The 12,006-nt window shown below is 74.6% G+C and carries 10 protein-coding genes; 5 read left to right on the top strand and 5 right to left on the bottom strand.

All coding sequences use genetic code 11. The annotated features are described in order from the left end of the window. Positions 1–223 precede the first annotated feature (223 nt). Entirely contained in the window at positions 224–1,165 is a 942-nt protein-coding gene (locus tag LG396_RS20130; protein ID WP_018837364.1) for a phosphatase PAP2 family protein, read from the top strand. A 6-nt stretch (positions 1,166–1,171) separates the two neighbouring features. Here the strand turns inward: LG396_RS20130 and LG396_RS20135 are convergent, their stop codons facing one another. Continuing rightward, a complete protein-coding gene (locus LG396_RS20135; protein WP_051102894.1) occupies positions 1,172–1,396 on the bottom strand; it encodes an I78 family peptidase inhibitor in 225 nt (74 codons plus the stop codon). A gap of 409 nt (positions 1,397–1,805) precedes the next feature. Here LG396_RS20135 and ctaD point away from each other — a divergent pair, with 409 nt between their 5' ends. Further along, complete coding sequence (ctaD, locus tag LG396_RS20140) at positions 1,806–3,506, top strand: aa3-type cytochrome oxidase subunit I (RefSeq protein WP_225795822.1); 1,701 nt, start codon at positions 1,806–1,808, stop codon at positions 3,504–3,506. A 10-nt stretch (positions 3,507–3,516) separates the two neighbouring features. Here ctaD and LG396_RS20145 read toward each other — a convergent pair whose 3' ends face one another. From LG396_RS20145 to LG396_RS20155, 3 genes are all read right to left on the bottom strand, one after another. Next, on the bottom strand, positions 3,517–4,740 hold the full coding sequence (locus LG396_RS20145; RefSeq protein WP_225795823.1) for a glycosyltransferase family 4 protein: 1,224 nt from the start codon (positions 4,738–4,740) through the stop codon (positions 3,517–3,519). An 81-nt stretch (positions 4,741–4,821) separates the two neighbouring features. Beyond that, on the bottom strand, positions 4,822–6,144 hold the full coding sequence (locus LG396_RS20150; RefSeq protein WP_225795824.1) for an ABC transporter substrate-binding protein: 1,323 nt from the start codon (positions 6,142–6,144) through the stop codon (positions 4,822–4,824). A gap of 1 nt (position 6,145) precedes the next feature. Beyond that, positions 6,146–6,700 (bottom strand): MTB12 C-terminal domain-containing protein, encoded by a 555-nt coding sequence (locus tag LG396_RS20155; protein WP_027767463.1) that lies wholly within the window; start codon positions 6,698–6,700, stop codon positions 6,146–6,148. 208 nt (positions 6,701–6,908) lie between these two features. Here LG396_RS20155 and LG396_RS20160 point away from each other — a divergent pair, with 208 nt between their 5' ends. Genes LG396_RS20160 through LG396_RS20170 form a run of 3 tightly spaced genes read left to right on the top strand, consistent with a single transcriptional unit; the run spans position 6,909 to position 11,111 of the window. After that, on the top strand, positions 6,909–7,418 hold the full coding sequence (locus LG396_RS20160) for a hypothetical protein (RefSeq protein ID WP_225795844.1): 510 nt from the start codon (positions 6,909–6,911) through the stop codon (positions 7,416–7,418). A gap of 1 nt (position 7,419) precedes the next feature. Next, the gene (locus LG396_RS20165) at positions 7,420–10,419 is read left to right on the top strand and encodes a branched-chain amino acid ABC transporter permease/ATP-binding protein (RefSeq protein ID WP_225795825.1); all 3,000 of its coding nucleotides are present in this window, start codon (positions 7,420–7,422) and stop codon (positions 10,417–10,419) included. After that, positions 10,416–11,111, top strand: a complete 696-nt coding sequence (locus LG396_RS20170) for an ATP-binding cassette domain-containing protein (RefSeq protein WP_225795826.1) — start codon at positions 10,416–10,418, stop codon at positions 11,109–11,111. Before LG396_RS20165 ends, LG396_RS20170 begins: the two co-directional genes overlap by 4 nt. 3 nt (positions 11,112–11,114) lie before the next feature. On the opposite strand, the gene LG396_RS20175 is transcribed toward LG396_RS20170, so the two are convergent. After that, positions 11,115–11,807 (bottom strand): LysM peptidoglycan-binding domain-containing protein, encoded by a 693-nt coding sequence (locus tag LG396_RS20175; protein ID WP_018837355.1) that lies wholly within the window; start codon positions 11,805–11,807, stop codon positions 11,115–11,117. Positions 11,808–12,006: the final 199 nt, after the last annotated feature.

Genomic DNA, 12,006 nt, shown 5'->3' on the forward strand with positions numbered 1-12,006 from the left:
TTGGCCGTACTCAGATATTCCCAGAAAGCGGAAGACGTGAGTCCTGAAAAGGCGGTGGGGTAAGTGCCGTTGACGACGCAGTCCACATCACATAGGCATTACAGATCCGGCCGATTGGTCAATCCGCCGCAGTCGGCGATGTAGCGTCGATTCTGTGCGAACCGAAGAGAGACGTCCGCAGGGAGCGGAGCGTCCGACCACAGACGGCGGCAGGCGGCCGCGTATGACCAGGACCCGGCTGTGGCTGTTCTGGTCGTCGCTGGCCGTCTACGCGGCGATCGTCGCGGCCGTGGTGACCACATCGTGGCTGGTGCACCTCGACTGGCAGCTGATGCTCTTCCGGCCGTACAAGCAGTGGCCGGAGTTCCACGCCTTCCTGGACTACTTCGTGGTGCTCGGGCAGCGCGCCCCCACCGCCGTCGCCGTGCTGGCCTGGCTCGGCTGGCGCTCCTGGCGGCAGCACACCCTGCGCCCGCTGTTCATGCTGGCCGGCTCGCTGCTCCTGCTGAACCTCACGGTCGGCGCGGCGAAGATCGGCATGGGCCGGCTCGGCCCGCACTACGCCACCCAGATCGGCTCGAACGAGATGTGGGCGGGCGGCGATATATTCCCTTCGGGTCACACCGCGAACGCCGTCGTGACCTGGGGCGTCGTGGCCTATCTGGCGACGACGCCGGGGGCCCGCAGGACCGCCTCGGTGGTCTGCGCGATGGTGGCGCTGGGCGTCGGCGGCACGACCGTCTACCTCGGTACGCACTGGCTCAGCGACGTGCTGCTCGGCTGGGTCGCCGGCCTGCTCGTGCTGCTGGCCCTGCCCTGGTTCGAGCCCGGCGTGGCCCGCGCGGAGGCCTGGCTGCTGCACCTGCGCGACCGGCTGCGCGGCTCCCCGGCCGCCGGCACGCCCGCACCCGCCTCGCTGTCGCCGCTGGCCACGCGCGTGTCGATCGTCTCCCAGCGCCCCACGGGCGCCGGCACGCAGGCCGCGCGGGAGATGGCCCGGGTCAGCTCGGGACAGGGCACGGCCGCCCGGCCGGACACCTGGCCGCACCTGGCGCCGCGCCCCCACGCCACACGGCAGGAGCGCCCGCCCGTCACCCCGGCCGGCCACCGCCGCCCGCCGTCGGACCGCCCCGGCGGCCGGCCGCAGGCGCGCACCGGCGGCTGACCCGCGCTACCCGACCCAGCAGCGCGTGACCCGGCCGTCCTGGACGGTGAAGTTGAGCCGTCCGCCCATGAACTCCATGGTGATGATGGCCCCCGGGGGTAGCGGGCGGACCGTGGTCCAGCCGCGGCCCCTGGCCCGCTCCTCGGCGTCGGCGGCGGCCAGGCCGACGTAGCTCTCGGGGTCGTCGTCGGGGTTCGAGGACGGTGTCGGCACGTTCGGTGGAGTCGCCATGACGCCCACGCTATGCCCCTGGTCACGGCCGCGGTAGGGCGACGGACCACGGGGATGTCCCGGCCCTGTTCACCGCGGGTCACACTTCTGTCACAGCGCCCCCCGGCCGCCGAGGGGCCCGTGAGAGGCCCCGTACAGGCGTCCGAGAGGCACCTCCTGACGGGCTATCGGAAATTGCTGTCAGCGCTGCTAATCGCACCTGCTGTTTACCCGCCGGGCCCCCTGGAATTCATCGAATTTCCCCCTGTCGGCGGAGCCCGGTGTCAGCTCCGCATAAATCCTCCGGGCGGCTCTGCGCGACACACCGGGCGAACGCGCGTAGCGCGCCGGATCCGTACACCGGTGGCACCGTCGTGCCGTGGACGCGCGCGCCGTCACACGTGGGCTACGAGCGGAAGGTGCAGAGGCGATGGGGACGACAGAGGCGGCACCGGCACCGGCACCTGCTCCCCCGCGCCCCCGGCGGCACGGCTCGGTGGTGGTGGACTGGCTGACCACCACCGACCACAAGAAGATCGGGCATCTCTACCTGATCACCTCGTTCGCCTTCTTCCTCTTCGCCGGCCTGCTCGCGATGGTGATGCGGGCCGAACTGGCCCGGCCGGGGATGCAGATCCTCAGCCACGAGCAGTTCAACCAGTCGTTCACCATCCACGGCACGATCATGCTGCTGCTCTTCGCGACGCCGACGTTCGCCGGGTTCGCCAACGAGATCATGCCGCTCCAGATCGGCGCGCCCGACGTGGCCTTCCCGCGGCTGAACATGCTGTCGTACTGGCTGTTCCTCTTCGGCGGGCTGATCGTGCTGAGCGGCTACCTGACGCCGAGCGGGCCCGCGGACTTCGGCTGGTTCGCGTACGCGCCGCTCAACGGGCCGGTGCACGCCCCCGGCATCGGCGCCGACCTGTGGATCATGGGGCTGGCGCTGGCGGGCTTCGGCACGATCCTCGGCGCGGTCAACTTCCTCACCACGATCGTCACGATGCGCGCACCCGGCATGACGATGTTCCGGGTGCCGATCTTCACCTGGAACGTCCTGTTCACCTCGATCCTCGTCCTGATGGCGTTCCCGGTGCTGGCGGCGGCGCTGCTGGTGCTGGAGTCGGACCGGCGGTTCGGCTCGGTCGTCTTCGACGGGGCCGTGGGCGGGGCGCTGCTGTGGCAGCACCTGTTCTGGTTCTTCGGCCACCCGGAGGTCTACATCATCGCGCTGCCGTTCTTCGGCATCATCAGCGAGATCATCCCGGTCTTCTCCCGCAAACCGATCTTCGGCTACGTCATGCTCGTCGCCGCCACCATCGCCATCACGGGCCTGTCGATCATGGTGTGGGCGCACCACATGTTCGCGACCGGGGCGGTACTGCTGCCGTTCTTCTCCCTCATGTCGTTCCTGATCGCGGTGCCCACGGGGGTGAAGTTCTTCAACTGGATCGGCACGATGGTCAACGGCTCGCTGTCCTTCGAGACGCCGATGCTCTGGTCGATCGGGTTCCTGGTCAGCTTCCTCTTCGGCGGGCTGACGGGCGTGCTGCTGGCCTCGCCGCCGCTGGACTTCCACGTCACGGACACGTACTTCGTCGTCGGCCACTTCCACTACGTGGTCTTCGGGACGGTGGTGTTCGCGACCTTCGCGGGCTTCTACTTCTGGTGGCCGAAGTTCACCGGAAAGATGCTGGACGAGCGGCTGGGGAAGATCCACTTCTGGACCCTGTTCGTCGGCTTCCACGCCACGTTCCTCGTGCACCACTGGCTGGGCGTGGAGGGCATGCCGCGGCGGTACGCGGACTATCTGGACGCCGACGGCTTCACCACGCTCAACACCGTCTCCACGATCGGCGCGTTCCTGCTCGGCGCCTCCACGCTGCCGTTCCTGTACAACCTGTGGCACACGGCGAAGGAGGGCAAGAAGGTCGACGTGGACGACCCGTGGGGCTTCGGCCGCTCCCTGGAGTGGGCCACCTCCTGCCCGCCGCCGCGGCACAACTTCACCACCCTGCCGCCGATCCGCTCCGAGTCGCCGGCCTTCGACCTGCACCACCCGTACGCCGTAGGGCACGAGCAGCGCGGGCCGGCCGGTGAGCGGGACGTGGCCGACCCCGAGGCGGAGTGAGGCGCGGCCCTCAGGCCGCCTCCGCGCCCTCCCGGGTGCGGTGGGCGTACAGCCCGCCCAGCACCGTGCCGGCGAGCGGCAGCGTCGGGCGGTGGGCGTGCAGCCGGGCGAAGAGGTCGTCGTAGCGCTCGGCGGCGCGCGCCGGGTCGAACCGCGCCGCGTTCGCCAGCGCCGCGGTGCCCATCTCCTGGCGCAGGTCCTCGTCGCCGATGAGCCGCAGCAGGCCGCGGGCGACGGCCGCCGGCTTCCGCGGCGGCACGAGCAGGCCGTCCTCGCCGTCGTGGATGATCTCCCGCGGGCCCAGCGGGCAGTCCGTCGCGACGACCGGCAGGCCGCCGCGCATCGCCTCGGCGATGGACAGCCCGAACGACTCCAGCACGGAGGTGTGCGCGGCGATCGAGCCCTTCTGCCACTCCGTCTCCATCGGGTGCACGGCACCCATGAGCAAGACGTTGTTGTACAGGCCCAGGCGGTCGATCTGGGCGCGCAGCGCGTCGTGGCGGGGGCCGTCGCCGTAGATCCGCAGCTGCCAGTCGGGGTGCGCGTCCGCGACCCGTACGAACGCCTTGACCAGGTGGTCGAAGTGCTTGAGCGGTGCGAGCCGGCCGGCGGCGACGACGCAGCGGGCGGTGTTGTCGGACGGCGGTACGTCCGGCGCGGGCACGCCGTTGGGGATCGCGGTCACGGCCACGCCCGGCAGCCGCAGCTGCGCGCGGTAGGCGCGGGCGTCGTCCTCCGTCATGGTGACGACGGCGTGCAGCCGCGGGTACGCGGCGCTCAGCGCCACCCGCAGCCGCCGGGGGTGGGTCGCGAACGTCAGGTGCTCCTGCCCGATGCGCAGCACCCCGCGGCGGGTGTGCCGGGAGAGCGCGACGTTGAGCCCGGGGCGGGTGCCGACGACCGCGTCGGCGCCCAGGTGGCGCAGGTGCTCGCCCAGCAGCCGGTCGGTGAGCGCGCTGTACTGGTCGTAGCGGCCGTCCGCGCGCGGGTAGTGGCGCGCGGGCAGGGCGTGGTCGGGGTGGCCGGCCGCGTATCCGGGGCTGCCGGGGCGGGCGTCGAGGAGGGCGCGTACGGGCACGCGGGGCCCGGCGTCGAAGAAGGGCTCGTCCTCGCGGCGGAAGACCGAGACGATCTCCACGTCGTGCTGCTCGGCGAGCGTGCGGGCGAGGGTGAAGGTGGTCCGGACGGTGCCCCCGACGGCGTACGCGTTGCTGATCAGGAAGGAGATCCTCATGGCGATCGGGTACCTCGGGACGGTGCGGACAGTCCCCCGGATCAGCGTCGCACAGCCGCGGCGAGGCGGCATCACGGCAGGTCAGGGCCGGTAGGGGAGCTGCGGCACGGTGAAGCAGTTCGCCGTCATCTCGCCCTGGCTGACCCAGCCGCCCGCACCGCCGGCCGCGTCGTCCTGCCAGCGGGCCGCGGACAGGCACGTGGGCCGGGTCCGCGGCGGGTCGGGCAGCCGCTCGAAGCGGGCGGGCAGCAGCAGCCCGCCGGCGTCGTACGGCTCCGCCCGCGCCATGAAGTCCTCGACGCACCCGCGGGTCAGCTCCGCGCCGCACGACTCCGCCGCGTCCGCGAACCACATCGCGGCGGCCCAGCCCTCCAGTTGCCACTGGGAGCGGGTGTCGGTGTCCGCGTAGCGGTCCATGCCGTCGCGGAACGCCTTGACCGCCGGGTCGCCGGTGTCCTCGTAGTTGCGGCTGGAGCCGGTGACCCAGAGGGAGTTGCGGCAGCGTTCGGCGTCGGCGTAGTCCTCGCGGACGGTTGAGTTCCAGTTCTGCACGTTGGTGACCTTCGCGGTCAGCTCCACGCCCGCCTCGTCGAGTGCCCGGCACAGCTTGGCGTTGCCGCCGGCGTCGACGGCGTCGAAGACGAGGTCGACGCCGCGGGCACGCAGGTCGGCGGCGACCGCGTCGAAGTTCGGCAGCGAGAAGTCGACCTGCTCGGTGACGACGTCGTACCCCTCGGCCTCCAGGCCGCTGGTCACGCTGCGCGCGTAGGAGGCCGAGGCCGCCTGGTTGTACGAGACGACGGCGGCGGTGCGGGCGCCGTGCTCGCGCTTGAAGTAGCGGTAGACCTCGGTGCCGCCGTACAGGTCGCCGTCCCAGCCGGGCTTGCCGCCGGTGCGCGGGGCGCGGCTGCCGTAGATGCCGTAGAGGTGGGGGTACGTCTCGTACGCGGCCCCGATCGGCTGGCCGCCGATGTCCGGCACGCCGGCCTCGCTGACCTGCGGGGCGCCGGCGTAGTTCAGCGAGGTGGTGGCGACGAGCGCGAACACCTTCTCCTTCAGCACCAGTTCGCGTACGCAGTCGCTGTTGCCCAGGCCGCTGCCGCCGTCGTCGCAGGTGACGACCTCGACGGGGCGGCCGCCCACGCCCCCGCGCGCGTTCAGCGCCTCGAAATAGGCCCGCGCGCCGTCCTGCGGCCCGCTGAACGCGTCGCCCACCGGGCTCGTCTCGCTGGCGATGACGCCGACCCTGACCGGCTCCCCGCGCGCCTCGCCCGAGGGCGCGGCGCCACCGGGCGGACCGGCGGGCCGCTCGGTGAACTCGCTCTCGGGCACCCGGCTGCCGCAGGCCGCGGTCAGCAGCACAAGCGCGGCCGCCGCCAGCGCGGCACCCCCCGGCCTGGTCAACTCAGCACCCGGGGCCCGGCGAACCGCTCATCTCGACGAGCGTGCAGATCGCCCGCTTCGACACCTTCCACGTGCCGTCCTGCAGCACCGAGACACCCGTGGCGCCGGGCACGACCGTCTGCCCCTTGAGGGCGATGTCGTACGTGACGTCCGCCTCCTCCGCGGAGTCGAACTCCACCCCGGTGACCTCCGCGCCGACCTGCTTCCAGCGCTTGTCGTCGGAGAACGCGACCATCAGCGGCCGCATCGCCTCGCCGTCCTCCAGCACCGCCAGCTTCGCGTCGGCGTCGGAGTCGGGAGAAAAGAACGTCGTCCAGTTCTCCTCGATCTCCTTCTCCGCCGCTGCGGGGTCGGCGGGCTGGGCGCCGCCCGCGCCGTCGCCGGCGTCCTCGCTCTCCTCCGCGGCGGGGCTGCTCTCCGACGCCTGCGCGCTCGGCAGCTTCTCCGGTGTGTCCGTGCCCCCGCCGTCGTCCCCGCAGCCGGCCGCGCCCAGCCCCGTGAGCAGTACCGCCGCGGCCAGCCACGCGGCGCTGCGCGTGCGTGCTCCTCGGGTCATCCGTCCTCACCCCTGAACGTCGTCATGCGTCGAGTGTCCCGCCGATCCGTTCGCTCTACTGCGCAGTAGAACCACACACGGCATAGTGCATCCCAAGCGGCGGCGATGCACAGGGGGCAGAATGCGGCAAACCGGCCCGGCGCGCGGGCACTCGCTGACGGCCACGGCCCTCAGGTGGGGCAGTTGGGCCGCGCTCGCCGCGGGGGCCGTGCTGTGCGCCGTCGGCTGGTACGGGGTGTCGGGCGAGCGGTTCGCCGAGCGGCAGATCCCGTACCTGGCGTCCTGCACGATCCCGGGGGCGGCGCTGATCGTCGCCGGGGCGGTGCTGCTGTCGCGGGGCGACCAGGGTCTCGCGGCGGCGCGGGTGGAGGAGTTGTACGGGCTGCTGGTGGCGGCGGACGGGGAAGGCACGGGCGGCGCCGCGGAGCCGGGACCCCGGACCGGGGGCGGCGACGGGGCCGAAGACGGGGCCGGGGCGGGGTCCGGCGGCGGGACCGGGGTGGGCGCCGGCGGGGCCGGCCCGTACCTGGCGGTGCCCGGCGGGACGCTCTACCACCGCCCCGGCTGCGCCCTCGTCGCCGGTAAGTCCTGCGCCGTACCGGTGGCGGATCCCGCCCGGGCCGCGGACGGCGCCGAAGGCGGCGGCGAGGGGCGGGCGTTGACACCGTGCCCGGTCTGCGAGCCGGGCCCCGGAACGGCCGCCGCGCCGGAGGCGTGAGGTGTCCCTCACGTACGAACTGACGCTGGCCGGGCTCGCGGTGGGCAGCGCCGCGGCGCTCTCCGGCATCGGCGTCGTCGTCACGTACCGCGCCACCGGCGTGCTCAACCTGGCGCACGGGGCGGTCGCGATGTTCACCGCGTACGTCATGCGCCAGCTCGCCGTGGGCTGGAACTGGCCGCTGTGGGCGGCGGCGGCCGTCAGCCTGCTCGTCGTCGCCCCCGGCATCGGGCTGCTCATGGGTCGGTTCGTCTTCCGGCCGCTGTCGGTGCTGCGGTCGGGCGGGGCGGGCGGCGCGCAGGCGCTGGTGGCGTCGCTCGGGGTGTTCGTGCTGCTGATGGGGGCGGCGGGGCTCCTGTGGGGTACGGGTGCGCGGACGGACGCGCCGGAACTGCTGCCGTCCGACCCGTGGGTGCAGCTCGGTACGGCGGTGGCGCTGGCGGCTGCCGTCGCGGCGGTCACGCGGTGGACCCGGTTCGGGCGGGAGCTGCGGGCGGTGGTCGACGACCGGCGGCTCGCCGCGCTCAGCGGCATCGACGCCGACCGGGTCGCGGACGCCGGCTGGGCGTTCGGCACGTTCACGGCCGGGGTCACGGGCGTACTGCTGGCGCCGGAGTACCGGCTTGACCCGTACGGGCTGCCGCTGCTGGTCATGGCCGTCATCGGGGTCGCGGTCGCGGCCGGGCTGCGGAGCCTGCCGGCGGTCGTGGCCGTGGCGCTGGCGGTCGGCGTGGGGCAGGCGCAGCTGACCCGGCTCCATCCGGAGGGCTGGGGCGAGCAGTTGGTGCAGGCGCTGGGCGCGAACCTCTTCGCCGTACTGCTGCTGGTGGCGGCGCTGGCGCTGCCCCGGCTCGGGGCGGACTCCGGCGACGGCTTCCTGCGGGTGCCGGCCGGCACCCTGGACTCGGCGGCCGGCGACGGGCGGACCTGGCTGGTCGCCGGGGTGCTCTTCCTGCTGCCGCTGGGCTTCGCGGGCTCCGACCTGACCACGTCGGTCCAGGTGCCGGCGCTGGCGGTGGTGCTGCTTTCGCTGGTGGTCGTCACCGGGCGCGGCGGCCAGGTCTCGCTGGGGCAGGCGGCGTACGCGGGGCTGGGGGCGCTGTTCACGGCGCTGCTGGCGGCGGGGCGGTTCCCGGGGCTGCCAGAGCTGCCGGAGCTGGTGGCGCTCGGCGTCGCGGTGCTGCTGGTGGCGCCGCTGGGGCTGCTCACCGGGTATCCGGCGATCCGGCGGCAGGGCCTGGCGCTGGCGCTGGTCACGCTGGCGGTGGGGGTGGCGGTGAGCCGCTTCGTCTTCGCGCAGCCGTACGCGACGTCGGGCCTGACGCTGGACCGCCCCGCGGGCTTCACCGGGGACCGGGCGTTCTACGTACTCGAACTGCTGCTGCTCGCCGGCGCGGTGGCCGCGGCGCGGGCGCTGCGCCGGGGCCGCCCCGGGCGGGCGCTGGCGGCGATACGGGACCACGAGTCCGGCGCGGCCGCGGCGGGGGTGCCGGTGCCGTCCCTGAAGGTCGCCGCCTTCTCGGCCGGCGCCGCGCTGGCCGCCCTGGGCGGCGGCATGCTGGCGATGGGCGCCCGCGCCTTCGACCCCAACGCCTTCGACCCGGTACGGGGGCTGCTGTGGTTCGCGGCGGTGGTCGTGGTGGGTGCGGACAGCATGCTGGGGGCGCTGCTGGCCGCCGCGCTGCTGGTGGGGCTGGACGCGGGCACCCGCGGGGGCATGGCGGCGGCGGTCATCGGCATCCTGGCGGTCCTCCTGGGCCGCTTCCCGGGCGGCCTGTACGAGGCCCTCCACCGGGCGGCGGGCCGCCGGCTCGGGCGGCCGGGGCTGACTCCGCTGGGCATGCGCGCCCGGACCAGGCTGGCGGCCGGGGCGGCGGGCACGGTGGCGGGCAGCGGACGCCCGCGGGCGCGTAGGACCGACCGGGCAGCGGGCCCGGGGCCGCGCTCGGCGAAGGACACGGGCGCCCCGGCGGCGGCCACAGCGGGGCAGGCAGGGGACGTCGGCGACGGCCGCCGGGGGCGACCCGGGCCCCGCAGGGGCGACGCCCCGCAACCACCTTCCGGCGCCGGCGAGTCGGGCCCCGCGGCCGCCGAGCCGGCAGGCGCGTCGGCGCGGTCCGGTGGTGGCGCCGGCCGTCGGGGCGCCCTCCGGCTGCCGCATCCCCGCTCCGGCTCGGCCGGTGCGGTCCGGCCCGGCCACCGCCGCCCCGCGCCGGCCGGCTCGCCCGCCGCCGGAGGCCCCGGCGAGCCCGCCGGGCCCGGCGGGCACCGCCCCGGGGCCGGTCTCGACGCCCGCGGCATCTCCGTTTCGTACGGGGACTTCTCCGTGCTCTCCGGTGTCGGCATCCGCGTCCTGCCCGGGCAGGTCACCGCGCTCGTCGGGCCCAACGGGGCCGGGAAGTCCACCCTGTTCCACTGCCTGGCCGGCACCCTGCGGCCGCGGGCCGGGCACGTCGTGCTCGACGGGCGGGACGTGACCCGGCGCAGCGCGCACGCACGCAACCGGCTCGGGCTCGCGCGGACGTTTCAGCAGCCCGCCGTCTTCCCCTCCCTGACCGTCGCGGAGAACGTCCGCGTCGGCGCCGAGCAGGGCCGCGTCCGCGACCCCGCGGCCGCCGACCGCGTGCTGCGGCTCCTCGGCCTCGACGGGCCGCTGCGCGACAGGCCCGCCGAGGACCTGCCCACCGGCACCCTGCGCCGCGTCGAACTCGGCCGCGCCCTCGCCGGCGCCCCCCGCGTGCTGCTGCTCGACGAGCCCGCCGCCGGCCTCGACCCCGAAGAGACCGCCGCCCTCGTCCGCGTCCTGCGCGCGCTCGCCGCCGACGGCATGGCCCTGCTCGTGGTCGAGCACGACCTCGAACTCGTCGGCGAACTCGCCGACACCGTCTACGCGATGGCCGCCGGCCGCATCGCCGCCTCCGGCACCGCCGCCGGCGTGCTCGCGGCGACCGCTCAGGGACCCGGGCCCGGTGAGGGCCCCGCCCCTACGGAGGCGCCGTGAGCGTCGAGATCGCCCTGCACGGCGCCCGCGTCCGCTACGGCCCGCTGGAGGCCCTGCACGGCGTCGACGTGCCCGTGCCCGCCGGCCGGCTCACCGTGCTGCTCGGCCGCAACGGCTCCGGCCGGACGACCGCCCTGCGCGCCCTCGCCGGGACCGTGCCGCTGGCCGCCGGGCGCGTGGTGTGGCGCGGCGCGGACGTCACCGGGATGCCCGCGTACGCCCGCGCGCGCCGCGGGCTCTCGCTGACCCCGGAAGTGCGCGCCGTGTTCGGCTCGCTGACCGTCGCGGAGAACCTGCGGCTCGCCGCCCCGGACGGCGACACCGGCCGTGCGCTCGCCGCGTACCCGGAGCTGGCGCGCCTGCTGTCGCACCGCGCCGGCACCCTCTCGGGCGGCGAGCAGCGGATGCTGGCCGTCTCCCGCGCGCTGCTGTCCCCCGCCCGGCTCGTCCTGCTCGACGAGCCGGGCCAGGGGATGTCGGCCGCGGTGGCGGCCCGTACGCACGAACTGCTCGGCGGGCTCGCCGCCACCGTCGTCGTCGCGGAGCAGAGCCTGCCGCCCGGCCTTGCGGCCGCGGCGACGGTGGTGCACGAACTCCGTCGCGGCAACGTGGTGTTCAGCGGCGAGCCCGCCGAGGTGGGGCGCCGTGGCGCCCGGGGGCCCGCTGAGGGGCTCGGCGGGCAGGGGCCGTGAGCGTCAGACGTGCAGGCGCTGGCCCGGCAGGATGACGTCCGGGTCGCCGCCGATGACGTCGCGGTTGGCCTCGTAGACCTCGCGCCACGGCGTGCCGTGCGCGTCGGCGATGCGGCTGAGGGTGTCGCCGGCCTTGACGGTGTAGTTGCCGTCGCCGCGCCGGAGCGGCTGCCGCTGCTGCTCGCCGCGGTCCGCGCGCGGCTCCGTACGCGGCTCCGCGGACTCCTGCTGCTCGGGCTGCCCGACCGCGGGCGCGGAGCCGGACGCGCCGGCCTCGACGGAGCAGTTCGGCCAGGCGCCCCACCCCTGGGCGGCCTGCACCTTGGTGGCGACCGCGATCTGCTGGTCCCGGCTGGCCTGGTCCGCGGTCGCGGCGTAGGCGGTGCCGCCGTACGCCTCCCACGTCGACGGGGCGAACTGGAGCCCGCCGTAGTAGCCGTTGCCGGTGTTGATGGACCAGTCGCCGCCGCTCTCGCACTGCGCGATGCGGTCCCACACCCCGCTGTCCGCGGCGCCCGCCGGCGCGGCGGAGGCGAGGAGCGCGAGGGGGGTCAGGAGCGCGGCGGCTCCGGTGGCGACGGCGGCGTTCCGGCGGGTCCTGCGTGCGGTGCTGGTGCTCGTGCTGATGGTGGTGCCTGCCTCACTGGTCGTACGGTCACTGCTGGTGGCGCGTATGTCGCCCGTCGGGAAAGGCATACGTTCCTCTCGGTGGACCCGGGTCCCCTGCCCGGGCGGTGCTCGGTGCACGCGGCGGCCGAATCTAGGCAGCCTTGTCGGGCGTAATCAACCAAGACCCCGTTATTCGAGGCCAGTTGCCGGTTACCGCGGGTATCGATCAATATCGGACAGATCGCCGCGCCGGTCAAATCCGGCTTTTTCTGGCAAATCTTCGGTC

The organism is Streptomyces aculeolatus (assembly GCF_020400605.1).
GTDB classification, from domain to species: Bacteria; Actinomycetota; Actinomycetes; order Streptomycetales; family Streptomycetaceae; genus Streptomyces; species Streptomyces aculeolatus.